This is a genomic window from Sphingomonas echinoides ATCC 14820, from assembly GCF_000241465.1.
Lineage (GTDB): Bacteria > Pseudomonadota > Alphaproteobacteria > Sphingomonadales > Sphingomonadaceae > Sphingomonas > Sphingomonas echinoides.
The window spans coordinates 1,732,215-1,757,162 of sequence record NZ_JH584235.1 but is presented as its reverse complement, the minus strand read 5'-3'; the positions used below and the strand labels follow the sequence as shown (position 1 = coordinate 1,757,162).

21 protein-coding genes are annotated in these 24,948 nt (G+C 65.5%); 9 read left to right on the top strand and 12 right to left on the bottom strand.

The window, feature by feature from the left end; translation table 11 throughout:
- Window positions 1-4: 4 nt before the first annotated feature.
- From ON00_RS08280 to pdxH, 3 genes are read right to left on the bottom strand one after another with little or no spacing between them, the layout of a single operon-like run.
- Window positions 5-838, bottom strand: coding sequence for a PhzF family phenazine biosynthesis protein (locus tag ON00_RS08280; RefSeq protein ID WP_010404856.1), 834 nt, complete (start codon window positions 836-838; stop codon window positions 5-7).
- A complete protein-coding gene (locus ON00_RS08275) occupies window positions 835-1,779 on the bottom strand; it encodes a cation diffusion facilitator family transporter (protein ID WP_010404855.1) in 945 nt (314 codons plus the stop codon). The genes ON00_RS08280 and ON00_RS08275 overlap by 4 nt, the downstream gene beginning before the upstream one ends.
- A complete protein-coding gene (gene pdxH, locus ON00_RS08270; protein ID WP_010404853.1) occupies window positions 1,776-2,354 on the bottom strand; it encodes a pyridoxamine 5'-phosphate oxidase in 579 nt (192 codons plus the stop codon). The genes ON00_RS08275 and pdxH overlap by 4 nt, the downstream gene beginning before the upstream one ends.
- A 110-nt stretch (window positions 2,355-2,464) precedes the next feature.
- On the opposite strand from pdxH, the gene ku reads away from it, so the two are divergent.
- Both ku and ligD read left to right on the top strand, forming a co-directional pair.
- Window positions 2,465-3,334 carry a non-homologous end joining protein Ku gene (ku, locus tag ON00_RS08265; protein ID WP_010404850.1) on the top strand — a complete coding sequence of 290 codons (870 nt, stop codon included), beginning with the start codon at window positions 2,465-2,467 and terminating at the stop codon, window positions 3,332-3,334.
- Between the two features lie 126 nt (window positions 3,335-3,460).
- Complete coding sequence (ligD, locus tag ON00_RS08260; RefSeq protein WP_029622545.1) at window positions 3,461-5,935, top strand: DNA ligase D; 2,475 nt, start codon at window positions 3,461-3,463, stop codon at window positions 5,933-5,935.
- Window positions 5,936-5,947: 12 nt separating this feature from the next.
- Here ligD and ON00_RS08255 read toward each other — a convergent pair whose 3' ends face one another.
- Entirely contained in the window at window positions 5,948-7,891 is a 1,944-nt protein-coding gene (locus tag ON00_RS08255; RefSeq protein WP_010404845.1) for a potassium transporter Kup, read from the bottom strand.
- A gap of 137 nt (window positions 7,892-8,028) precedes the next feature.
- Between ON00_RS08255 and pdeM the strand changes: the two genes are divergently transcribed.
- Window positions 8,029-8,691 (top strand): ligase-associated DNA damage response endonuclease PdeM, encoded by a 663-nt coding sequence (gene pdeM / locus ON00_RS08250; protein WP_029622544.1) that lies wholly within the window; start codon window positions 8,029-8,031, stop codon window positions 8,689-8,691.
- A gap of 16 nt (window positions 8,692-8,707) precedes the next feature.
- Here the strand turns inward: pdeM and msrA are convergent, their stop codons facing one another.
- The 3 genes from msrA to ON00_RS08235 all read right to left on the bottom strand — a co-directional run bounded on the left by msrA (window position 8,708) and on the right by ON00_RS08235 (window position 10,575).
- Entirely contained in the window at window positions 8,708-9,361 is a 654-nt protein-coding gene (msrA, locus tag ON00_RS08245) for a peptide-methionine (S)-S-oxide reductase MsrA (protein WP_010404841.1), read from the bottom strand.
- A gap of 87 nt (window positions 9,362-9,448) precedes the next feature.
- A complete protein-coding gene (locus tag ON00_RS08240) occupies window positions 9,449-10,078 on the bottom strand; it encodes a DedA family protein (protein ID WP_010404839.1) in 630 nt (209 codons plus the stop codon).
- A gap of 107 nt (window positions 10,079-10,185) precedes the next feature.
- On the bottom strand, window positions 10,186-10,575 hold the full coding sequence (locus tag ON00_RS08235) for a hypothetical protein (protein WP_010404837.1): 390 nt from the start codon (window positions 10,573-10,575) through the stop codon (window positions 10,186-10,188).
- Window positions 10,576-10,722: 147 nt separating this feature from the next.
- Between ON00_RS08235 and rpiA the strand changes: the two genes are divergently transcribed.
- From rpiA to ON00_RS08210, 5 genes are all read left to right on the top strand, one after another.
- Window positions 10,723-11,391 carry a ribose-5-phosphate isomerase RpiA gene (rpiA, locus tag ON00_RS08230; protein WP_010404834.1) on the top strand — a complete coding sequence of 223 codons (669 nt, stop codon included), beginning with the start codon at window positions 10,723-10,725 and terminating at the stop codon, window positions 11,389-11,391.
- 69 nt (window positions 11,392-11,460) lie between these two features.
- On the top strand, window positions 11,461-13,545 hold the full coding sequence (gene tkt / locus ON00_RS08225; RefSeq protein WP_010404830.1) for a transketolase: 2,085 nt from the start codon (window positions 11,461-11,463) through the stop codon (window positions 13,543-13,545).
- Window positions 13,546-13,657: 112 nt separating this feature from the next.
- A complete protein-coding gene (tal, locus tag ON00_RS08220) occupies window positions 13,658-14,767 on the top strand; it encodes a transaldolase (protein WP_010404827.1) in 1,110 nt (369 codons plus the stop codon).
- Between the two features lie 11 nt (window positions 14,768-14,778).
- Window positions 14,779-15,762: a phosphogluconate dehydrogenase (NAD(+)-dependent, decarboxylating) gene (gnd, locus tag ON00_RS08215; RefSeq protein ID WP_010404824.1), complete on the top strand. Its 984-nt coding sequence runs from the start codon at window positions 14,779-14,781 to the stop codon at window positions 15,760-15,762.
- Window positions 15,759-16,568 (top strand): Cof-type HAD-IIB family hydrolase, encoded by an 810-nt coding sequence (locus tag ON00_RS08210; protein WP_010404821.1) that lies wholly within the window; start codon window positions 15,759-15,761, stop codon window positions 16,566-16,568. Before gnd ends, ON00_RS08210 begins: the two co-directional genes overlap by 4 nt.
- A 13-nt stretch (window positions 16,569-16,581) precedes the next feature.
- On the opposite strand, the gene ON00_RS08205 is transcribed toward ON00_RS08210, so the two are convergent.
- Window positions 16,582-17,142, bottom strand: coding sequence for a cytochrome b (locus ON00_RS08205; protein WP_010404819.1), 561 nt, complete (start codon window positions 17,140-17,142; stop codon window positions 16,582-16,584).
- 106 nt (window positions 17,143-17,248) lie between these two features.
- Between ON00_RS08205 and ON00_RS08200 the strand changes: the two genes are divergently transcribed.
- Window positions 17,249-18,679 carry a glycosyltransferase family 2 protein gene (locus tag ON00_RS08200; RefSeq protein ID WP_010404818.1) on the top strand — a complete coding sequence of 477 codons (1,431 nt, stop codon included), beginning with the start codon at window positions 17,249-17,251 and terminating at the stop codon, window positions 18,677-18,679.
- Between the two features lie 9 nt (window positions 18,680-18,688).
- Here ON00_RS08200 and ON00_RS08195 read toward each other — a convergent pair whose 3' ends face one another.
- The 4 genes from ON00_RS08195 to kdpB all read right to left on the bottom strand — a co-directional run bounded on the left by ON00_RS08195 (window position 18,689) and on the right by kdpB (window position 24,935).
- On the bottom strand, window positions 18,689-19,366 hold the full coding sequence (locus tag ON00_RS08195; RefSeq protein ID WP_010404816.1) for a response regulator: 678 nt from the start codon (window positions 19,364-19,366) through the stop codon (window positions 18,689-18,691).
- Between the two features lie 148 nt (window positions 19,367-19,514).
- On the bottom strand, window positions 19,515-22,157 hold the full coding sequence (locus ON00_RS08190) for a sensor histidine kinase (protein WP_010404813.1): 2,643 nt from the start codon (window positions 22,155-22,157) through the stop codon (window positions 19,515-19,517).
- Between the two features lie 139 nt (window positions 22,158-22,296).
- Window positions 22,297-22,896, bottom strand: a complete 600-nt coding sequence (gene kdpC / locus ON00_RS08185) for a potassium-transporting ATPase subunit KdpC (RefSeq protein ID WP_010404811.1) — start codon at window positions 22,894-22,896, stop codon at window positions 22,297-22,299.
- Window positions 22,897-22,907: 11 nt separating this feature from the next.
- Window positions 22,908-24,935, bottom strand: coding sequence for a potassium-transporting ATPase subunit KdpB (kdpB, locus tag ON00_RS08180; protein ID WP_010404809.1), 2,028 nt, complete (start codon window positions 24,933-24,935; stop codon window positions 22,908-22,910).
- Window positions 24,936-24,948 lie beyond the last annotated feature (13 nt).

Genomic DNA, 24,948 nt, shown 5'->3' with positions numbered 1-24,948 from the left:
CGGGTCAGGGCAGGAAGAACGTGCCTTCCATCACTGTCACGCACTGCCCGCCGAGTACGACGCGGTCGCCATCGAGCTGGCACGTCAAATGCCCGCCGCGTGCGCTTGCCTGATAGGCGGTGAAGCGGTCGCGGCCGAGGCGTGCGGCCCAATAAGGCGTCATCACCGCATGCGCCGAGCCCGTCACGGGGTCTTCATCGATCCCGGCACCGGGCGCAAATACGCGGCTGATGACGTCGGTTTCATCGCCTGGTGCGGTGACGATGGTGAGGACATCGACCTCGGCGTCCCCACCCGCAGCCGGGTCCGCCGCCGAGGGCCGCCCGAGCGCGCGGAAATCAGGGTCGAGCGCGCGAATCTGCGCGGCATTTTCGAGCACGATCAGCGCATAGCGATGCGGGTGCCACAGCGTTTCGACCGCCGCCTCGACCCCGAGCGCCGCGACGATATGCGGCAGCGGCTTGGGCGAGGGGCCCCAGGCGGGCAAAGCGAGCTCATAACCGCTTCCCGCGCGCGCCACCGACAGGATCCCCGCCTTGCGCGTGCGGAAGGTGACGCGGTCGCGCTCCGGATCGCTCGACAGCACGAAATGCCCGCTGGCCAGCGTAGCGTGGCCGCACAGCACCACCTCGTTGGTGGGGGTGAACCAGCGCAATTCGAAATCGCTCTCGCCGCTTTCGTCGGGCAGGATGAAGGCGGTTTCGCTGAGGTTGTTTTCGGCGGCGATCGCCTGGAGCACAGCGTCGTCAAGCCATGCCGCAAGCGGCATTACCGCCGCCGGATTGCCTTTGAAGGCTGCGCTGGCAAAGGCGTCGATCTGGACGATGGGCAGTCTCATGCGCGTTTCCCGAACCAATGCGGGGTGACGTCCGCCTCGACCAGCGGATTGTCGGTATCGACATGGCCTTCGGGGTCGAGATGGATCAGCACCTCGACCTTGGGGAACGCCTTGTGCAGCGCGCGTTCCACGCCCTCCACCACCTTGTGCGCCTGCGCGACGGTGATGTCGCCCGGCACCTCCATGTGGAACTGCGCGAAATCATGCGTGCCGGCGTGGCGCGTGCGGAAATCGTGAATGCCCTTGATGCCCGGCTGGCGCGCGGCGACCTCGATAAACTCGGCGCGCATCGCCTCGGGCCATTCCTTGTCCATCAGATGGTCGATCGCGTTGGACGAGGCGCGAAATGCGCCATAAGCGAGCCACACCGCGATCACGATGCCGAAGATCGGATCGGCGCTGCGCCAGCCGAGATATTGGTCGAGCACCAAGGCCACGATCACCGAGCCGTTGAGCAGCACGTCCGATTGATAATGCACATTATCGGCAACGATCGCGACCGAGCCGGTGCGGCGGATGACGGCGCGTTGGTATGCCAGCAGTATGACGGTCGCGACGATCGCGATCAGCGACACGCCGATGCCGAACTCCGCGCCCTGCGTTGGCTCTCTGCTGCCCAATGCCACGATCGCGCGCCATGCAATTCCGGCGGCCGATGCGGTGATCAGCATCACCTGGAACAAGGCGGCGAGCGATTCCGCTTTACCATGCCCGAAGCGGTGGTCGTGGTCAGCCGGTTGCGCAGCCAGCCGCACGCCGTACAGCGTCACCGCGCTGGCCAGCAGGTCGAGGCCCGAATCCGCCAGGCTGCCGAGCATCGCGATCGAGCCGGTGGACCAGGCGGCATAGGATTTCAGCGCAATCAGGAAGATCGCCATCGCCACGCTGGCGATCGCGGCGCGGACCGCGAACGGAATGGCGCGGCGTTGGTCTTCGGTCATGGGTAGAGCAACCCTTCGGTCCAGCCATCGGCGGTGCGCGTGAAGACGCGGCGTTCATGCAGGCGGTGCGCGCGGTCCTGCCAGAATTCGATGCGGTCAGGCGTCACGCGATAGCCGCCCCAATGCGGCGGGCGCGGCACATCCTGGCCGTCGAACTTGGCCTGAAACTCGGCGAAGCGCGCCTCGAAGATCGCGCGGTCGGCAAGCGGGCGCGACTGGTCGGAGGCCCAGGCACCGAGTTGCGAATCGCGCCCGCGCGAGGCGAAATAGGCATCGGATTCGGCATCGGTGACGCGGCTGATCGCGCCTTCGATACGGATTTGCTGGCGTTGCGACTTCCAATGGAACAGCAAGGCAGCGTGGGGATTAGCGTCGAGATCGCCCGCCTTGCGGCTCTCGCGGTTGGTGTAGAACACGAAACCCTCGGGGCTGCGGCCCTTCAGCAGCACCATCCGCACCGACGGGCGTCCGCCCGCGTCGGCGGTGGCGAGCGCCATGGCGTTGGTGTCATTGGGTTCGCTGGCGCGTGCGGCGGCATACCAGAGGTCGAACAGGGCGAAGGGGTCGTCGGTCATGGCGCTGCTGTAGCGTGCTCGCGCCGTTGCGTCACCCCGAAGCAGGGTAAAGGGAACGACTCTGCGTGCCGGGGATTGAATCGGTTTCCGAAACGGTGAGGGGCAGGACGATGGCGGCACGGGCCTATTGGCAGGGACAGATCCGGCTCGCGCTCGTCTCTATCCCTGTCGAAATCTACAGCGCGACCAAGTCGGGCGCGCAGATCAGCTTCAAGCAGATCCACGAGCCGAGCGGCAAGCCGATCCATTACGACAAGGTCGTCACCGGCGTTGGTCCCGTCGATACCGACGAGATCATGAAGGGCTTTGAATATGAAAAGGGCTCTTACGTGCTGCTCGGGCAGGATGAGATCGATGCGGTGAAGCTCGAATCGAAGAAGACGCTGGAGCTGACGCAGTTCGTCGATGCGAGCGAGATCGACGTGCTCTATTATGAGAAGCCCTATTTCGTGGTGCCGGCCGACGATCTGGCCGAGGAGGCGTTCATCGTGCTGCGCGAGGCGCTGCGGCGGACCAAGAAGGTCGGGCTCGGGCAATTGGCGATGCGCGGGCGCGAATATGTGGTGAGCTTGAAACCATGCGGTCGCGGCATGGTGCTGGAGACGCTGCGCTATGCCGATGAGGTCAACAAGGCGCAGGGCTATTTCCGCGATATTCCCGATGACACGCCCGATGCCGACCTGATGGAGCTGGCCGAGGCGCTGATCGAGAAGAAGAGCGGGGCCTTCCACCCGCAGGATTTCCACGATCGCTATGTCGATGCGCTGCGCGACCTGGTCGAGCGCAAGCGCAAGGCGAAGGGCGGCAAGATCATCGAAGATGCAGGCGACGACGCGCCCAAAAAGGGCGGATCGAACGTGGTCGATTTGATGGCGGCGCTGAAGAAATCGATGGGCGCGGCGGCTCCGGCCAAGCCAGAGGCGAAACCCGCCGCCAAGAAAGCCCCCGCCAAGCGCGCTCCGGCGAAGAAGCGTGCATAGCGCCGTTTCTTCTCCCCTCCCTGGAAGGGAAGGGGCAGGGGGTGGGTCGGCCTGTGGCGGAACCGATTGCCCGTTTCAGGGCAACCCACCCCCAACCCCTCCCTTCCAGGGAGGGGAGGCCATATGATGCTCGACCCCCTCGAAAAATACAACGCCAAGCGCGACTTCGCGAAGACGGCGGAGCCTGCGGGCACGCTCGAACCCGGGCAAGGCAATCGTTTCATCGTGCAGAAGCACGACGCATCGCGGCTGCACTGGGATTTCCGGCTGGAAGTCGATGGTGTGCTGAAAAGCTGGGCGGTGACGCGCGGGCCAAGCCTCGACCCCGCGCAGAAACGGTTGGCGGTGCGGACCGAGGACCATCCCTTATCCTATGCCGATTTCGAGGGGACCATTCCGGCCGGCGAATATGGCGGCGGCACGGTGATGCTGTGGGACAGCGGCACCTGGTCTCCGATCAAGGGCAAGAGCGCCAAGGACCTCGAGCAGGGCCACCTCCACTTCGTGCTCGATGGCCAGCGTATGAAGGGCGAGTGGCTGCTGATCCGGTTGAAACCGCGCGGCAAGGAGAAGGCCGAGAACTGGCTGCTGCGCAAGATCGACGATGCCGCGGCGGGCGGGGCCGATACGCTGGTCGAAACTGCGCTGACCAGCGTGACGACCGGGCGCACGATGGCCGAGATTGCGGAAGGGAAGAAGCCGACGGCTCCCCGGCCAAAGCCGGGGCCGTTCGGCAAGCCCGCCCACCCAGGCTCCGCCAAAAAGCCGGGTGACCCCGGCCTGCGCCGGGGTGACGCACCCGGCTTCCAGGAGCCGCAGCTTTGCACCCTCGTCGATTCCGTCCCCACCGGTAGCCAATGGCTGCATGAGGTGAAGTATGACGGCTATCGCGCGCTGATTTCGGTCGCCAAGGGCAAGGCCACGGTGTTCACGCGCTCGGGGCTCGATTGGACCGACAAGTTCCAGGCGATTGCCGATGCCGTCGCCAGGCTTCCGGTCAAGACCGCACTGTTCGATGGCGAGATCGTCGCGTTCAAGGAGGGCCGCCCCGATTTCTCGACGCTGAAGGACGCGATCGCGTCCGGCGGCGACATGACCTTCTTCGCTTTCGATTTGCTAAACCTCGATGGCGAGGATCTGACGGGTCTCCCCAATCTCGCGCGCAAGCAGCGGCTGCAGCCGTTGATCGACGGCAAGGACCCGCGCGTCCAATATTCCGACCATATCGTCGGGCAGGGCGAGCCCTTGTTCGAAACGATGTGCAAGGAAGGCTATGAGGGCGTCGTCTCCAAACGCGCCGACGCGCCCTATCGCGGCAAGCGCACGCAGGCGTGGCTCAAGACCAAATGCACGCGGCGGCAGGAGTTCGTCATCGTCGGCTGGACGCCGAGCGCCAAGTCGCGTGGGTTCGCGTCGTTGCTGCTCGGGCTGAACGGGGCGGACGGGCTGGTCTATGCCGGTAAGGTGGGCACCGGCTTCGACACCGCGACGATGCTGGATCTGCGCGCGCGGCTGGAAAAGATCGAGCGCAAGACGCCTACCGTCGCCGCGCCGCGCGCGGCGGTGCGCGGGGCGCATTGGGTGTCGCCAAAACTGGTGGCCGAGGTCGCCTTTGCCGAGACCACACCCGACGGCGTGTTGCGGCATTCGAGCTTCATCGGCCTGCGCGAGGACAAGCCCGCGCGCGAGGTGATGGCGGAAACGCCGGTGCAGGCAGGCGCGGCCGAGGTGTCCGAAATCCACATAAAGGTCAGCAGCCGCGACCGGGTGATCTTCCCCGAATCGAACATCACCAAGGGCGACCTCGCCGATTATTACGCCAAGGTCGCCGGCATCATGCTGCCCTGGGCCGCCAACCGGCCGATCAGCCTGGTGCGCTGTCCGCAGGGACGCGCCAAGCAATGTTTCTTCCAGAAGCATGATGCGGGCAGCTTCAAGGGCGCGCATGTCCACACGGTGCCGATCACCGAGAAGGACGGGTCGACCGAGGAGTATCTGTACATCGACGATGCCGATGGACTGGTCGCATGCGTGCAGATGGGCACGATCGAATTCCACGGCTGGGGATCATCGGTTGGCACGCTGGAACAGCCCGATCGTATGGTTTTTGATCTCGACCCCGATGAGGGGCTGGGCTTCGATCTGGTCAAGAAGGCTGCGGTCGAGTTGAAGGAGCATCTTGCCGAACTGGGGCTGGTGAGCTTCGCAATGCTGTCGGGCGGCAAGGGCGTGCATGTCGTCGTGCCGCTGACCCCTGCGGCCGAATGGCCTGCCGTCAAGGATTTTGCAGACCGCTTCGCCCGCGCGCTGGGCGAGGCTGCGCCAGACCGGTTTGTCGCGACCATGTCCAAGGCCAAGCGCAAGGGGCGGATCTTCATCGATTGGCTGCGCAACCAGCGCGGCGCGACCGCAGTGCTGCCCTATGTCGCCCGCGCCCGCGCCGGTGCCCCGGTGGCGGCACCGGTGTCGTGGAGTGAGCTCGGCGGCATCGACACGGCTGCGCGCTGGAGCATTCGCGATGCCGACGAGTTGATCGCGCGCGCCGCGTCGCGAGAATTGGCGGGGTGGGGCATTGCCGATCAGGTGCTCCCCGATCTGTGACGGGCGCGGTGCCTAGACGGTGACCTGTTCGCCCAGTTCCAGCACCTTGCCGGGCGGGATTTTAAGGAAGTCGGTCGGGTCGCTGGCGTTGCGCTGCAGGAACATGAAGATGCGGTCCTGCCAGAGCGGCATGCCCTGATTGGCGGCGGGTTTGATCGTGTTGCGACCGATGAAATAGCTGGTCTTGGCGGGGTTGAGCACCTTCTTGTGGCTCACCGCCTCCAGCCCCAAGTCGCGCGGCACGTCGGGCGATTCCATGAAGCCATAGGTCAGCACGATGATGGTGAAATTGTCATCGACCGGGCGGATTTCAGAGCGTTCGCTGGCCTCGACCGACGGGCGGTCGGCGGTGCGCACGCTGACGATCAGATTCTTCTCGTGCAGCACCTTATTGTGCTTGAGATTGTGCAGCAGCGCCCCCGGCGCGCTGTCGGGGTTGGCGGTGAGGAACACCGCGGTCCCCTCCACGCGCTCGGGCGGGCGCTTGGCGAGCGCGGCGGCGAGATCGGCGAGCGGCACGCTTTGCCGCGCCTCGAACGCGCGGACGATGCCGCGACCACGATTCCAGGTGTAGATGATCAGGCCGATCACTCCTGCCACCACCAGCGGCACCCAGCCGCCTTCCACCACGCGCAGGATGTTCGCGCCGAAGAAGATCAGATCGAGCGTCAGGAACGGCAGGATCACCGCAAGCGCCAGCGGACGCCCCCAGTTCCAGCGATGCCGCACGACGATATACGCCAGCAGCGTCGTCACCACCATCGTGCCCGTAACCGCGATCCCGTAAGCGGCGGCCATCGCCGAGGAGGTGCGGAACTGTATCACCAGCACCAGCACGCCGGTCAGCAACAGCCAGTTGATCGACGGCAGATAGATTTGCCCCGCCTGTGTGGCCGAGGTCTGGCGGATGCGCAGACGCGGCAACAGGCCGAGCTGGATCGCCTGTTGCGTCAGCGAATAGGCACCGGTGATCACCGCCTGGCTGGCAATGACGGTTGCCAGCATCGCGAGAACGATCAGCCAGGGGCGCACGCTCTCGGGTGCCATGACGAAGAACCAGTCCTGGTTCACGAACGGTTTGCCCGATGCCGCCGCCGCTTCAAGCGCGTTCAGGGCATACGCCCCCTGGCCCAGATAATTGAGGACGAGGCACGGGAATGCGAGGAAGAACCAGCCGATGCGGATCGGCTTGATTCCGAAATGGCCCATGTCGGCGGTCAGCGCCTCCGCCCCGGTTACCGTCAGGAACACCGCCCCCAGCACGAACAGGCCCGTGACGCCGTGCGTGGCGAGCAGCATCGCCCCGTAATGCGGCGAGAGCACGCGCAGGATCGTAGGTTCATCGGTGATATGCCACAGGCCGAGCCCGCCAATCGCCAGAAACCACACGATGCAGACTGGCCCGAACAGCGCCGAAACGCTCGCCGTGCCGCGGCTCTGGATGAAGAACAGCGCGACGAGGATGACGATTGTCACGCCGAGGATCGCCGAGTCATCGAAAATAGTGGCAAGCGCAGGAATGGTCTTCAGCCCCTCGACCGCCGACAGCACCGACAAAGCGGGCGTGATGATCGCATCGCCGTAGAAGAGCGAGGCCCCCGCCGCGCCCAGCACCAGCGCAATGAGCGAGCGGCGCCCGAGCGCACGCCGCGCCAGCGCGGTCAGCGCCAGCACGCCGCCTTCGCCCTGATTGTCCGCCCGCATCAGGAAGATGACATATTTGACGGTGACGACCAGGATCAGCGACCAGATTGCGAGGCTCAGCACGCCCAGAATCTCGCTGGCGTCGATGCCGTCGCCTGCCGTCTGGCTCAGCGCTTCGCGAAAGGCATAAAGCGGGCTGGTGCCGATATCGCCGAACACCACGCCGATCGCGCCGATCGTCAAGGCCAGCAACGCCGGATGCGGCGCGTGCGGGGCAGGACTGTCAGGCTTGGTCGCGGTCGCTGCGGTCATAAGGGGTAAAATGGCTCGTCAGGAAGGACGGCGCGCTTTACGCTCGTGGGGGCTTTGCGCAAGGCCTTTGATACCCGTGCTGGCCACGGGGCGTGGTTAGCGTTGCGCCACGGCCACCATTGCGACATAGGCAAATGATGGTTCCCTTTTCGTTCGCAGGCCGTGATTTGCTGGCCCTGGGCAGCGGCGCGCTGTTCTGGCCCGCGCGCGGAGCCGTGCTGGTGGCCGACCTGCATTTCGAAAAAGCGAGCTGGTATGCGCGCGGCGGCCAGATGCTGCCGCCCTATGACTCGCTGGCGACGCTGGCGGATCTGACCGCCCTGGTCGAGACGCTGCGCCCGCGTGAGATCTGGTGCCTGGGCGACAGTTTCCATGACGATGAGGGGTGCGATCGCTTGCCGGATGCGGCGCAGGCGCGGCTGCGTGCGCTGACCGGTGCCGCCGCGTGGACATGGATCACCGGCAACCATGATGCGGGGATGGTCGATCGTTGCGGCGGGGTCGTGGTTGACGAGGCCGAGGTTGACGGGTTGATCCTGCGCCATGAGGCCTTGCCCGACGAAGTCCGTCCCGAGCTTTCGGGCCATTTCCATCCCAAATTGCGCTTGCGCGTGCGCGGGCGTTCGGTCTCCCGCCGCTGTTTCATCGCCACCGCCCATAAGCTGATCCTGCCCGCCTTCGGCGCGTTGACTGGCGGACTGGATGCCGCGCACCCGGAAATCGTCCGCGCGGTCGGGCCGGGCGCGGAAGCGCTGATCCCGGTCGAGGATCGTCTGTTGCGCTTCCCGCTGGCGGCCTGAATCCCGGCGCGACGTCTCAACTCGCCAATTGTGGAAAGCCCGCGCGGAACGCCGCGACCTTCGGTTTGTCGAAGGTCACGATATAGGGGTGGTTGGGGTTTCGGTCGTAGAAATTCTGGTGATAATCCTCCGCCGGAAAGAAAGCGCCGGACTCGATTCTGGTCACGATCGGCTTGGCGAAGACGTGCGCCTGGCTCAATTGCGCGATATAGGCCGTGGCCACGCCGCGCTGCGCCGCACTTTGCGGGAAGATTGCCGAGCGATAACTATAGCCGCTGTCGGGGCCCTGGCGGTTGAGCTGGGTCGGATCGTGCGCGATCGAGAAATAGACGCGAAGCAGCGTCGCATAGCTGACCTTGGCCGGATCATAGACGATGCGCACCGCCTCGGCATGTTTGGTCGTCTCGCTCGAAACCTGTTCATAGGTCGCCGTGTCGCGCGTGCCGCCGGCATAGCCGGCAGTGACGCTGGTCACGCCCTTCACGTGCTCGAATACGGCTTCCATGCCCCAGAAACAGCCGCCCGCGAATATGGCGGTTTGCTTGCCAGTGGCGGTGACATCGGTTTTGGCGACGGGCAGCGGTACGGCGCGCTCGGCCTGCGCAGTGCCGCCGAGCGCGAACAGCGCGACACCGGCAAGACCTGCGGCGAAGAGAAGGGGCTTTAACATCGGGACACCTCTTGATGGGACACGACGTAGTTCGTGTCTTGGCCGCACTTAGTTACGGTCGGCCCGCCAAAGAGATGTCGTGTCGGATCAAGGCCGCTTCAAGCCGCGCACGCGGTGCCAGATGTAGAAGCCGACTGCCGCCACCAGCACCACCGCGATCACCGCATCGGCGCTGTGAAACGCCGCCTTGACGCGCGGATCGCTGTTCCATTTGTCGCCCAGCACCATGCCGAGATAGGCGAGACCAAAGCACCACGGCCAGGATCCGATAAAGGTGTAGATGTGGAACGGGATGAGCGGCATCCGTGCCACGCCTGCCGGAAAGGCGATGAACGAACGGATCACCGGCAGCAGGCGGCCGATCAGCACCGCCGCATTGCCGAAGCGTGCGAAGAAGCGGTCGGCGGCGTCGAGTTCGCCCGGGCCGACCAGCACATAGCGGCCCCAGCGCTCCGCCACCGGCCGCCCGCCGCGCTTGCCGATCTCATAGCCGACGATCGAGCCGAGATTGCACCCGATCGCCCCCGCCGTCGCGGCGAGGTACAGGTTGAAATGCCCGGTCGAGACGAGATAGCCGGCAAAGGGCATGATGATCTCGGACGGCAGCGGGATGCACGCCGATTCGATCGCCATCAGCAACGCGATGCCGAGATAGCCGCCGCTGGAAATGACGCCGATGGTGAAGGTCGCGAGGATGCCGAGGATTTTTTCGATCATGGAGCAGGGCTTTGCCGTGGGACGCGGCGCGGGGCCAGCGGAAATGTGCGGGGCGGTTGGGAGGGGCTTTGCGTCTGCACGATGAAGGGAGGGGCGGTCTCGCTATCTCAATGGGCCCAGTTAAAGCGGACAAGTGCCATCGAGAAAGCAAATACAAAGGCATAGCCAAATCGGTCGATGCCCACTCGCGTTTGGCCCTTGCGCTCCCTCAATCGCCCAATCAGCATCATGGCACCGCCAACGACCAGCGGGGTTATAATGACGTTCGCCTCGCGAAGCCCAAGGTTGGAGATGAAGGATTTGGGCATAATCAGCAGGCTTATGCAGCCCGCCACCGCACCCCACAAAGCGAAGCCGATTGTCGATAAAAACGGGTTTCTTGACTTTTTGAAGGTGTCGGCAAGCCCGTGAAAGCCAAGTTCAGATAAGGACTCGAACAATAACTGCAGCAAAATCTCGCCGAGAAATTGAAAAATGATCTCGACTATAAATTCCATATATCTCTTTCATAGCGATAGGCGGTCCTGGAGCTTAACCTGAGCATCCGCTGTCGCCAATGTCGGCGGCAAACTCGCCTGTCGGAAGTCTACGCATTTCAAACGCGCACCGTGTGCCCCGCTAGCAAACGATGGTAGAGCACCCCTATGAACGAGTCCGACAAACGCCTCGCGGCGCTGGCTGCGGTGGAAGAGGTTCGCGCTGGCATGAGTGTCGGCCTTGGCACCGGGTCGACCGCAGCGTTTGCGATCGAGGCGCTGGGCGAGCGGGTGCGTGGCGGGCTGGCGGTTCAGGCGGTTGCGACCTCGCTTGCCACCGAGGCCCACGCGCGCGCCGTGGGTATTGCGCTGATCGATTTGCCTGCGCGGATCGACTTGACCATCGATGGTGCCGATGAAATCGACGGCGCTTTGCGCGCGATCAAGGGGGCAGGTGGCGCAATGCTGCGCGAGAAGGTGGTCGCTGCCGCCAGCGCGCGGATGGTGGTGATCGCCGATGGCTCCAAACGCGTCGCCGCGATCGGGGCGGCGAAGATCCCGGTCGAAACCTTGCCCTTCGCCCGCAATTTCGTGGCGGCGCGACTCGAAAGCCTGGGGGCCGAGGTTGCCTTGCGTGCAAATTTCATAACGAATCAGGGAAATTCCGTCCTCGATTGCCGCTTTGCGCCCGATATCGACCATCGCCGCCTTGCCGCCGAAATCGCCGCAATTCCGGGCGCTTTGGGGCACGGACTGTTCCTGACCGAGGTGTCGGCCGCCTATATCGCGACCAATGGTGTCGTTACGCGACTGGAACGCGACGAAAGGACGAGATAAGGGCCTCGCACACCGCAACCGGGCGGGCGCAGGTGCGTTCAGACCCACATTAGCGAGGCGATACCTTTCATGGCCGACACCCCGACGACTGCGACTGCAACGAGCGTTCATGAGGACGGCTCGCCCGAGCGCCTCGCCATCGACACGATCCGCACCCTCTCGATGGACGCGGTGCAGGCCGCAAACTCCGGGCACCCCGGCACGCCGATGGCGCTGGCCCCGGTCGGCTATACGCTGTGGAGCAAGTTCCTGCGCTACGATCCGGCCACCCCGGATTGGCCCAATCGCGACCGCTTTGTGCTGTCGGTCGGCCATGCTTCGATGCTGCTCTACGCGCTGATCCATCTGGCGGGGATCGAGGAGATCGACGCCGAGGGGAACAAGACCGGCCATCCCGCGCTCAGCCTCGAAGACCTCAAGCAGTTCCGTCAGCTTTCGTCCAAGACGCCGGGGCACCCCGAATATCGTCACACCACCGGCGTCGAAACGACCACGGGTCCGCTCGGCGCTGGGTGCGGCAATTCGGTCGGCATGGCGATTGCCGAGCGCTGGTTCGCGGCGCGCTACAACAAGCCCGGTTTCGACCTGTTCGACCATGACGTCTATGCGCTGTGCGGCGATGGCGACATGATGGAGGGCGTCTCGGCCGAAGCGGCCTCGCTCGCCGGGCATCTCAAGCTGTCCAATCTGTGCTGGCTGTATGACAGCAACCACATCTCGATCGAAGGCGCGACCAGCCTGGCGTTCGACGAGGATGTCGGCAAGCGCTTCGAAGCCTATGGCTGGAACGTCATTCACGTAAACGACGCCAACGATGTCGCGGCGCTGACCGCCGCGCTCGATACCTTCAAGGCGACCACCGAAAAGCCGACCTTCATCGTCGTGCATTCGATCATCGGCTATGGCAGCCCCAAGGCTGGCAGCGAAAAGGCGCATGGCGAGCCGCTCGGCGACGAGAATATCCGCCTGACCAAGCAAGCCTATGGCTGGCCCGAAGACGCGAAGTTCCTCGTGCCCGACGGCATCGCCGAGCATTTCCACGCGGCAATCGCCGGGCGCGGCGCGCCGTTGCGCGAAGCGTGGGATGCCCTGCGCGCCCGCTACGCCACCGAATATCCCGGGGAATCGGCGCAGCTCGACGCGATCTTCAGCGACCGCCTGCCCGAGGGTTGGGATGCCGATATCCCGGTGTTCGAGGCCGATGCCAAGGGCGTCGCCAGCCGCGACGCAGGCGGTAAGGTGCTCAATGCGATTGCGGCGAAGGTGCCGTGGCTGCTCGGCGGTTCGGCCGATCTGTCGCCTTCGACCAAGACCGACATCAAGGGTGCGGCGTCGTTCGAGCCGGGCTCTTATGGCGGCAGCAATATCCATTTCGGCGTGCGCGAACATGGCATGGGCGCGATCGTCAACGGCATGACGCTGTCGCATTTGCGCGGCTATGGCTCCACCTTCCTGGTGTTCGTCGATTACATGCGTGCACCGGTGCGTTTGTCGGCGATCATGGAAATCGGATCGGTATGGGTGTTCACGCACGATTCGATCGGCGTTGGCGAGGACGGCCCGACGCATCAGCCGATCGAGCATCTGGCGACGCTGCGGGCGATTCCGGGGCTCGACACGATCCGTCCGGCGGATGCCAATGAAGTGGCGGCGGCGTGGCGTGCGATCATGGCCGACGCCGGTCACCCGACCGCGCTGATCCTATCGCGTCAGGCGTTGCCGACGCTCGACCGCACGAAATATGCGAGCGCCGACGGGCTGGCCAAGGGGGCCTATGTGCTCGCCGACAGCGAAAACCCTGAGGTGATCCTGATCGCGACGGGCTCGGAAGTGTCGCTGGCGCTGGCCGCGCACAACAAGCTGGTCGCGCAGGGTGTCGCCTCGCGCGTCGTGTCGATGCCGAGTTGGTATCGCTACGAACTGCAGGATGCGGCGTATAAGGAATCGGTGCTGCCTAAGGGCGTGAAGGCACGGCTCGCGATCGAGATGGCGGGCGAGATCGGCTGGGATCGCTATGTCGGGCTCGACGGGCGCACCATCACCATGTCGACCTTCGGTGCCTCTGCACCGATCGCCAAATTGCAGGATAAGTTCGGTTTCACCGTCGACAATGTCGTCAAGGTTGCAACCGAAATGCTGGGCGAAACCGCCTGATCGCCGATTGGCCTTGTTCCGGTAACCGTCATGCCCAAATGCATTGCTAGGCTGGCGTAAGAGACCCGGAACAAGGCCGGGTGACGCACATACGATATACGGAGAAGTACTGATGGGCCGTTTGAACGATCTCGCAAATCTCGGTCAGGCCGTGTGGCTCGACTTTGTCGACCGCAAGTTCCTCGCCGAGGGCGGCCTGCAGAAACTGGTCGATGAGGATTCGCTGACCGGCGTCACGTCCAACCCGTCGATCTTCGAAAAGGCGATGGGGCATGGCGATGCCTATGATGCCGAGCTTGCCGCGTTCGACCACGCCAATCCCGATGCGTCGACGATGGAGCGTTACGAGCATCTCGCGATCCTCGACATCCAGGCGGCGGCCGACACGCTGCGGCCGGTCTATGACCGGCTTGGCACCAAGGATGGCTATGTCAGCCTGGAAGTGTCGCCCTATCTCGCGAACGATACCGATGGCACTATTGCCGAGGCACAGAAATTGTGGGCGGCGGTCGATCGGGCGAACCTGATGATCAAGATCCCCGGAACGCCCGCCGGCGTGCCTGCGATCGCCGCGACGATCGATGCCGGGATCAACGTCAACGTGACGCTACTGTTTTCGCAGAGCGCCTATCAGGCGGTGGCGGAAGCCTATGTCGAGGGCCTGGAAAAGCGCGTCGCGCGCGGTGAGCCGATCGACCATATCGCCAGCGTCGCCAGCTTCTTCGTCAGCCGGATCGATTCCAAGATCGACGACAAGATCGACGCCGGTATTGGCGGCGATGCTGCCAAGCCGCTCAAGGGCAAGGTCGCCATCGCCAATGCCAAGCTCGCTTATGCGTGGTATGAGGAATTCATCGCCTCCGCCCGCTGGCAGGCGCTGGCCGCCAAGGGCGCGCAGGTGCAGCGGCTGCTCTGGGCGTCGACCGGCACCAAGAACCCCGATTATCCCGACACGCTGTATCTCGACACGCTGATCGGCAAGGACACCGTCAACACCGTGCCGCCCAAGACGCTCGACGCCTTCCGCGAGCGCGGCACCGCCAAGCTGACGCTGACCGAGGATGTCGCGGGCGCGCGGCATGTCCTGTCTGAGACGGAGCGGCTCGGGCTCGATCTCGACGGCGTAACCGATACGCTGGTCGAGGAGGGCGTCGCTTCCTTCTCCAAGGCGTTTGACGATCTGCTCGGCGCAATCGCCGCCAAGCATCCCGCACACGCCTGAAGGACGTATCCATGAAGATCGGAATCATCGGCCTTGGCCGGATGGGTGGGAACATTGCGCGCCGAATCATGCGCGCAGGCCACGAAACCGTGGTGTTCGACCGTAATGCGCCCGCGGTCGCCGCGCTGGTCGCGGACGGCGCGATCGGCGCGGACTCGCTCGAGGATATGCGGGACAAGCTCGACGCTGTGGCGATCTATTGGGTCATGCTGCCGGCGGGTGACCCCACCGAACAGACTATCGCCACAATCGCTGGCTTCGCCAAGCCAGGCGACATCGTCATCGATGGCGGCAACACCTTCTACAAGGACGACATCCGCCGCGCGAAAATGCTCGCCGAAAAGGGTATCCATTATGTCGACGTCGGCACTTCCGGCGGTGTGTGGGGCCTGGAGCGCGGTTTCTGCATGATGGTCGGCGGTGCCAAGGATGCGGTCGACACGGTCGATCCCATTCTGGCCGCGCTTGCCCCCGGAATCGGAACGATCCCGCGGACGCCGGATCGCGACGGCGACAAGAACGATGCCCGTGCCGAACAGGGCTATATTCACGCCGGTCCTGCGGGCTCTGGGCACTTCGTGAAGATGGTCCATAACGGCATCGAATATGGCCTGATGCAAGCCTATGCCGAGGGCTTCGATATTCTGAAGGGCAAGTCTTCCGAAAAGCTGCCCGAAGAGGAGCGCTTCGATCTCAATTTGACCGACATCGCCGAGGTATGGCGGCGCGGGTCGGTGATCTCATCGTGGCTGCTCGATTTGTCGGCGGCGGCGTTGGCCAAGGATCAGATGCTCGATGCCTTTAGCGGCTCGGTCGCGGATTCGGGCGAGGGACATTGGACGATCGAGGCGGCGATGGAAGAAGCGGTGCCCGTCAACGTGCTCTCCGCCGCGCTGTTCGCGCGCTATCGCAGCCGGGTCGACCATACGTTCGGCGACAAATTGCTATCGGCGATGCGCTTCGGCTTTGGCGGCCATGTCGAGATGCCGCAGTGACAGACGCCAGCGCGGTCCGGCTGGTGGTGTCGGATGTCGATGGCACCTTGGTCGATCGCGCGAAGCAAATCACGCCGGGCGTGGCGGCGGCGGTGGCGCGGCTGCGCGCGGCGGGGCTGCCGTTCACGATCATCAGCGCGCGCCCGCGATCGGGCTTGATGCCGATTGCAGAAGCGCTGGCGATCGACGCGCCGATGGGGGCGTTTAATGGCGGCACGGTGTTTACCCGCGATGGGCGGGTGACCTGCCACCATGTGGTCGACCGCGCGGTGGTCGAGGCCGCCTTTGCGGCCGCGCGCGGGCTGGCGGTCGACACCTGGGTGTTCGCCGACGACCTGTGGTATGCCAGCACCGATGCGGGCGCGCATGTTACCAGCGAGCGGATTGCGTCGAACCAGGCCCCGGTCGTAACGCAGGATTTTTCCGGCCTGTACGACCGCGTGGACAAGATCACCTTTGTCAGCGACGCGCCGACGCTGCTCGTCGATCTCCACGCCAGCCTGCAACCTTATGCGGCGCAGGCGACGATCGCGCAGTCGCAGACCTATTATCTCGATATCACTGCGCTCAGCGCCAACAAGGGCGATGGGGTGGCGACGTTGGCCGAGGTGATCGGTGTGCCGCTCGCCGAAACCGCGGTGTTCGGCGACCAGGCCAATGATCTGCCGATGTTTGCCCGCGCAGGGCTGTCCTTTGCGATGGGGCAGGGGCCGGAGGCGGTGCGGGCGCAGGCCGACCATGTGGTGGCTGGCAATGACCGCGATGGCGTGGCCGAGGCGATCGACGCGATTCTGGCGGGGCGCTAGCCCCGCCGTCGCATCAGCGCCCGAACCAGATCCGCTGGATTTCCTTCGTCCCGTCCAGCCACTGGTGCTTCAGCGCGCCCGCCAGATGCAGCGCGACCAGCGCGTAGACCGCATAAGCGATGATCTCATGCGCCGCGCCAAAGCCGTCGTGCACCGCTTTCTTGGTCGCAGGGTCGAGCGCCAGAATGAAGCCGAGCCGTGGCCATTGGAACAGGCCGTAAAGGTACATCGGCGTGGTCGCCGCCTTCTCATAGGCTGAATCCATGATCCAGCCGGTCAGCGGCATCGCGAACAGGATCGCGTACAGCCCCCAATGCACGATATGCGATGCGGTGATCTCCCAACCGGCATAACCGCGCGGCAGCGGCGGCGGGCGATGGCCGATGCGCCACAGGATGCGCAGCAGCGCCAAGCCGAGAATGGTGATGCCGATCGACTTGTGCAGGTCGATGGTCGGGCGCACCTGCGCATCGGGCAGGACGGGCCAGATCCAGGCAAGCGCGACGTTGGTGATGATCAGCAGCGCGACCAGCCAGTGCAGCACGATCGCGACGTTGGTGTAGCGCTGAACCAAGATCGTGCTCCCGTTTGCGGTGAATGCGCATTAACCTAGCGGGAGTTGCGCTTGCGCGCTAGGCGGCGTCATCGCTCGTTCATCCGGTATCGGTATCGCCTCCGCAATGACCTCGCTCTCCAACACGCTCGTGGCAGAGTCGCCGCGCTTGACCCCGCGGCGGATTCCCGTCGCCAGCCGCGTAATCGGTGCGTTCGGGCCGATCCTGTTCGCGGCGCTGCTGGCGCAGGCGTTCCAGCGGCAAGGGCTGGCGGTGTGGTCGATCGGCATCGCCTATATCCTGTATGACACCGCGCTGCTGCTTTTTACTGCGTGGAACATCCGCGATCTGCGCCTGACCCCACAAGCGGCTCCGGCGACGTCGGTCAGTTTCGGTGTGATCGTCGCGGCGCATAATGAAGAGGGCGTGATCGCGGCGGCGATCGACCGGCTGGCGGGCCAGGCGGCCGCCCCCGATCTGATCGTGATTGCCGATGATGGATCAAGCGATGGCACTGCCGAAGTGCTGGCGCGCCGCTACGGGCTGATCGCACCCCCGTTTGGCACGATGAGCGATCCGTCACCGGTGCTGCCGTCGCTGCGCTGGCTGCGGCTGCGCCACGGCGGCAAGGCGCGCGCGCTCAACGCGGCGATGGTGCAGGTCGATACCGAGGTGGTGCTGACGGTCGATGCCGATACGCTGCTGGAACCCGGCGCGATCGCGGCGATGCGCGCGGCCTTTGCCGCCGAGCCAGAACTGGTCGCGGCGACCGGCGTGCTCGCGCCGATTTGCGGACCGGACCTGCAGGGGCGTTTCTTCGAGTGGTTCCAGACCTATGAATATGTCCGCAACTTCCTGTCGCGCCATGCGTGGGAGCGGTTGAACAGCCTGTTGTTGATTTCGGGCGCATTCGCCGCGTTCCGGCGCGATGCCGTCGTCGCGGTCGGCGGGTTCGATCCCGATTGCATGGTCGAGGATTATGAATTGATCCATCGGCTGCACCGCCATGCGGTTGACCATGATCGTGACTGGACGGTGCGCGTGGTTGGCGGCGCGCTGGCCCGAACCGATGCTCCGGCGAGCCCCTTGGCGTTCCTGCGCCAGCGGCGGCGCTGGTTTGGCGGTTTCCTGCAGACGCAGCATTGGAACCGCGACATGGTTGGCGCGCGGCGGTTCGGCTGGCTTGGCACGGCGATGCTGCCGGTCAAGACGCTCGATACGCTCCAGCCGATTTACGGCTTGGCGGCGTTTGCGATTCTGATTGGGCTGGTCGTGACCGGGCGCTTCATGGTGGCGTTGCCGATCCTGATCGTGATGCTGGTCAAGATCGCGATCGACCTGACCTTCCACCTCTGGTCGCTCGGCATTTACAAGAATTGGACCGGGCAGCGCGAGGGGCTGGGGCTGTTCCCGGCGCTGATCGCGGCGATCCTGGAGCCGTTCAGTTTTCAGTTGCTGCGCCATGCCGGCGCGGTGTGGGGCTGGCACGCCTTCCTCACGGGCCGCGAAAGCTGGGGGCGGCAACAGCGCACCGCGATCACGGCACCGGCGGAATAGCGCCGGCGCTTACGCCACCAGCCGGTATCCGATGCCCGGTTCGTTGAGCACCAGCGCGGGGGCCGCCGGGTCTGCCTCGAGCTTCAGCCGGAGCGCGCGAACGGCGACGCGCAGATATTCAACGTCGTCGACATGGCCCTCGCCCCACACCACGCGCAGCAGATGCGCATGGGTGAGCAGCTTGCCGGCATGGCGCGCGAGTTCCGCCAGCAATGCGAATTCCTTGCGGGTCAGCTTCACGGGCACGCCATCGCGCCAGACCTGATGCGCGGCGAGATCGATCTCGACCGACCCGACCTTCAGCCGGTCCTGCCCGACCGCAACCGCATTATGCCGCCGCAGCGCGACGCGGATCCGCGCCAGCAATTCCTCGGTGTCGAACGGTTTGACGACATAATCGTCGGCCCCAAGATCAAGTGCGGCGACCTTCTCCGCCGTCGCGTCGCGCGCGGTGAGCACGATCACGGCGCGGTCCATCGCCTTCAGCAGCGGCACCAGTTCGATCCCGTCGCGGTCAGGCAGGCCGAGATCGAGCAGCACCAGCTCGCATCCCGGACGGCGCGCGGCGGTCAGCGCATCGTGCGCATTGGCGGCGTCATCGGCGGTGAGCCCGGCGCGCTCGACCGCCCCGCGCACCAGCCGACGGATGGCGGATTCATCGTCGACGATCAGGATCTGTGCGGTCATTGTAGCGTCCGCCATCTTTCCAACCCCGGCGAAGGCCGGGGCCCAGTCGCGAAACGGCAGCAAGGTGCGTTGCGCCCAGTTTTCGACCGGATCGCAACTGGGCCCCGGCCTTTGCCGGGGAAGTATGGTGGGGAGAGATGGGGACGCTTCATCCCTCGACCGTACGCCGGATCAGCGCGTTCGGCCATGTCACGCAAAACGCTGAGCCGCCCGTTTCGCGGTTCGCGGCGCTGACGCTCAGGCCCATCGCTTGCGCGAAGCCCTGGACGATGGCGAGGCCAAGCCCGGTCCCGCCGCTGCGATCGTCACCGTCGACGCGGGTGAAGCGATCGAACAAATGCGCCTCGCGCCCCGGCGGCAGCCCCGGCCCCTGGTCGAGCACGCCGAGCGTCAGGCCGTCAGGAGTGCGCCGCCCCTCGATCACGATGTCGGTATCGGCAGGCGCGAATTTGGCGGCGTTGCCGAGCAGGTTGATCAGCACATGGTGCAGCATGCGTGGATCGGCCTCGACCAGCGGCAGCGTCGGCGGCACGTCGAGGATCAATGTATGCCGGGCGAGTTCGGCGCGCAGATCGTGCGCGGCGGCGGCGACCGCGTCGGTCAGGTCGGTCGCTTCCCGCCGCACAACCAATGCGCCCGCCTCGATCCGCGTCATCTCCACCAGATCGTCGAACACGCGCCGCAACCGTCGCGCCTCGCTCTGCAAGGTGGCGGTGGTGGGAGAGGCCCCATATTCGCTCGCCAGTTGATCGGCGGCGGCGACCACGGCGGTGAGCGGCGTCTTGAGGTCATGCCCGATCGAGGAAAGCAGGGTCGCGCGCAAATCGTCGCGCTGCTTGAGCGCGCTAACCTCGCGCGCCTGTGCTTCCAGTTGCAAGCGTTCATGCGCCAGCGCGACCTGCCCGATCAGCGTCGCGAACAGCACGCGCTTGTCGGCAGGGATCGGGTCGCCATCGCCGTCGCGTGCAACCCCCAGCACGCCGAGCACGCCAAGCGCGGTCTTGAGCGGGTGGAACTGCCATTCGCTCGCGGTCAGCGTGCCACTGTCGCGCCCGGTCACCTCGCCGCGATCGAACGCCCAGTCGGCGGCGGCGATGTCGATCGGGCTCAATTGCGGGAGCTCAGGGGCCCCGGCGATCGCGACATGGCGGCCATCGCGCTGGCTGAGCAGGACCGTGGACACACCGAGCAAGGCGGCGGTCTCCTCGCACGTTGCGGTCGCGGTGCCGGTTTCATCGGCGACGGCGGCGAGGCGCTGGCCGAAGGCGGCAAGGGCGGCATTCTCGGTGGCGGTGCGCGCGCCGATATTGGCCTCGCGCCGCACTTGTCCGGCGAGATGGCTGGCGACCACCGCGACGATCACGAACACTACCAGCGTGACGACATTTTGCGGATCGGTGATGGTCAGCGTGTACAGCGGCGGCAGGAAGAAGAAATTGTACGCCAGCGCGGCACCGAGGCTGGCAACGAGCGAGGGGCGCAGGCCATAGAGCGTGGCGGTGGCGATCACCGGCAGCAGGTACAGCAAGTCCATCGCATTGGGGCCGACCAGCGGCTGCACCAGCGTGGCCAGCGCGGTGGTGGCGGCGACGAACGCCAGCCCGATCAGGCTGCCGCGCGCCAGGATCGGGCGGGTCGTCGGTGCTTCCCGTACGGTTTCGCTCGGCACGGCGACGGGCACGACATGGATCGCGACGCCATCGAGCGCGCGCACCAGCCGGTCGACGATCGAGCCGTGGCGCAGCTCGAACCACCAGGAACGGCGCGATTTGCCGATGACGACCGCGGTCGCGCGCGCCTCGCGGATTTGCGCGACCAGGCCCTCCAGCACGCTGCGCGCCGGGACCGTGGCGATGGTCGCGCCGAGATTGGTCGCGAGATCAAGCGCGTCGGCCATGCGTGCGCGGGCTTCGGCGGAGAGCGTGGCGGTGCGCGGGGTTTCGACGACCACTGCGGTCCAGCTCGCACGGAGTGCGTCGGCCAGGCGCTTGGCCGAACGGATCAGCGTCTCGCTGCCCGGCTGATCGCCGACCGCGACGACGACGCGCTCGCCCCCGGCCCAGGTGCCGCTCTCCCCCAGGCTGGCGACATGGTCGAGCAAATGGCGGTCGACCGTCTGCGCGGCGCGGCGCAGTGCGAGTTCGCGCAGTGCCGACAGATTCGATTTGGAAAAGAAATGGCCGAGCGCACGGGTCGCCTCGGCGGGGATATAGACCTTGCCGTCCTTCAGCCGGTCGATCAGCTCGTCGGGCGGGAGATCGACCACTTCGATCTCGGCATCGTCCAGCACCGCATCGGGCACGGTCTCGCGCACGCGCACGCGGGTGAAGCCGGCCACGACATCGTTGAGGCTTTCGACATGCTGGATGTTGAGCGTGGTGAGCACGTCGATACCCGCCGCGCGCAGTTCCTCAATGTCCTGCCAGCGTTTGGGGTGGCGGCTGCCGGGAGCGTTGGTGTGGGCGAATTCGTCGATCAGCGCGACTTGCGGATGCCGTGCAAGCATCGCGTCGAGATCAAATTCTTCCAGCGTATGCGCGCCATGCACGATTTTCGCGCGCGGCAGGATTTCGAACGGGGCGGTCAGCCGATCGGTTTCGGCGCGCCCGTGGGTCTCGATGATCCCGGCAACGACATCGGTGCCGGTGCGCAGCAACTCCGCGCCTTCGCGCAGCATTTCGAAGGTTTTGCCGACGCCGGGGGCGGCACCAAGGAAAATCTTGAGACGGCCGCGGCCCTCCTGCTGGGCGGCCCTGAGCAGCGCATCGGGGGAGGGGCGGGTCTCGTTCATTGCTTGTACACGGCCCGCTCCGTCACCCCGGGCTTGTCCCGGGGTCCACTGCGCCGCACGTTCTGACGCCGCTGATCTATTGGCACGGTGGACCCCAGGACGAGCCCGGGGTGACGAAGAAAGGAGAAGGTCGCGAGCGTCATTTGCCCGACGTGGTAGCGGAAAGCATATCAAGCTGTCGATTGAACAGAAGAACGTTGACGTGCGGTTCGCCGATGATGCCGAGCACGGGTTGCTCGGTCTGTTCAGCGATCAGCGACTTTACCTTGGCGACATCCAGGCCGCGCGCCTTGGCAATGCGCGGTGCCTGCAAAAAAGCCGCCTCGGGGCTCAGATCGGGATCGAGCCCCGAGGCGCTAGTGGTGACCAGGTCGGCGGGTAGATCCCCGGTCATCCCTTCCGCCCGCGCGGTGGTTACGCGCTTGGCGATGGCGTCGCGCAGGTCTTTCGACCCGGGCGCTAGGTTGGTCGCGGACGACGAACTCGCATCATAGCCATCCTTGCCAGCGGCAGAGGGACGGGGATGGAGGTAGCGTGGCCCCGTGAAATTCTGGGCGATCAGCGCGGAGCCGATCGGATTGCCGTGCGCGTCCGACAGGATGCTGCCATTGGCCTGGACCGGCAGCACCACCTGCGCGATGCCCGCGATCGCGGCCGGATACAGCAGCCCGGTGACGAGCGTGACGAGCAGCAGCAGGACCGCCGTCGGGCGGAGCGCGCGAAGTGTTTCGGTGAACATCGAAAGGTCCTTCAAGCGAGATGGAGAGCGGCGACGACCAGGTCGATCGCCTTGATGCCGATGAACGGCGCGATCAGCCCGCCAACGCCGTAAACGGCGAGGTTGCGTGCGAGCAGCGTGCCGGCCGGGGCGGGACGGTACTTCACGCCTTTCAGCGCGAGCGGCACCAGCGCCGGGATGATCAGCGCGTTGAAGATGATCGCCGACAGGATCGCGCTTTCGGGGCTGGCGAGGTGCATGACGTTGAGCACGCCAAGCCCCGGATACAGCACCACGAAGATCGCGGGCAGGATCGCGAAATATTTGGCGACGTCGTTCGAGATCGAGAAGGTGGTCAGCGCGCCGCGCGTCATCAGCAATTGTTTGCCGAGGCCCACAATCTCTATCAGCTTGGTCGGGTCGCTGTCGAGGTCGACCATGTTGCCCGCCTCGCGCGCGGCCTGGGTGCCGGTGTTCATCGCCACGCCGACGTCGGACTGGGCAAGCGCGGGCGCGTCATTGGTGCCGTCTCCGCACATCGCGACCAGCTTGCCGCCTTCCTGTTCCTTGCGGATCAAGGCGAGCTTGTCCTCGGGGGTCGCTTCCGCGAGGAAGTCATCGACACCGCTTTCGGCAGCGATGCTGGCGGCGGTCAGCGGGTTGTCGCCGGTGATCATCACCGTGCGGATGCCCATCCGGCGCAGTTCGCCAAAGCGTTCGCGAATGCCGGCCTTGACGATGTCCTTGAGCTGGACGACGCCCAGCAAACGGTTGCCATCGGCGACCGCGAGCGGGGTGGCGCCGCTACGTGCGATCTCGTCCGAGATCTTGCGCAGCGCATCGGCATTGGGGGCGGTCGGCAAGCGCTTGAGGATCGCGTCGACCGCGCCTTTCACCAAGGCACGATCGCCGATCTGCAGCCCCGAAACGCGCGTCTGCGAGGTGAATTTGATCTCCTCGGCCCCCTCGGGCATCGCGACAGCGGCGCTGCCATCGGCGTTGGCGAGCACGACGATCGAGCGACCTTCGGGCGTTTCGTCGGCGAGGCTGGCGAGCCGGGCGGCGGCGGTCAGTTCGGCAACGGTGACACCCGGAACGGGCAGGAAGGCAGTCGCCTGACGGTCGCCGATGGTGATCGTGCCGGTCTTGTCGAGCAGCAGCGTATCGATGTCGCCCGCCGCTTCCACTGCGCGGCCCGATTTGGCGAGCACGTTGAAGCGCACCAGCCGGTCCATCCCGGCAATGCCGATCGCCGAGAGCAGTGCCGAGATGGTCGTCGGGATCAGCGTGACGAACAAGGCGACCAGCACCGGCACCGCGATGCCGCCAGACGCATAAGCGGCGAAGGCAGGCAGCGTGCCGACCGCGATCAGGAAGATCAGCGTCAGGCCCGCCAGCAGGATCGTCAGCGCGATTTCGTTCGGGGTCTTCTGGCGTTGCGCACCCTCGACCAAAGCGATCATGCGATCGAGGAAGCCCTGGCCCGCGCCCGCCGTCACGCGCACCGTAATCGCATCGGCGATGACGCGCGTGCCTGCGGTCACCGCAGAGCGATCGCCGCCGCCTTCGCGGATGACGGGGGCGCTTTCGCCGGTGATCGCGGCTTCGTTGACGCTGGCGACGCCTGCGACGACTTCGCCATCGGCCGGGATCAGATCGCCGGTCTCGACCAGCACTTCGTCGCCCACTTGCAGGCGGGCGGCGTCGACCCATTCCCAGGCACCCGCCACGCCAATCAGTTTCTTGGCGCGGAGATCCGCCTTGGTGGCGCGCAGCGCGGCGGCCTGCGCCTTGCCGCGGCCCTCGGCCAGCGCCTCGGCGACGTTGCCGAACAGCACCGTCAGCCACAGCCAGAAGACGAGCTGCCCTTCAAAGGCGGCATGGCCGGTGCCGGTGGCGAGGCCCTTGATGAGCAGGACGGTCGAGAGGCTGGCGACGATTGCGGTGACGAACATCACCGGCGTCTTGATCAGCTTGCGCGGATCGAGTTTGAGGAAGGCATCCCGGACCGCTGCGGCGAGCAGCGGGCCGGTGAAGAGCGAAGCGTTCTGGTTTGCCATTGGCTTGGACCTT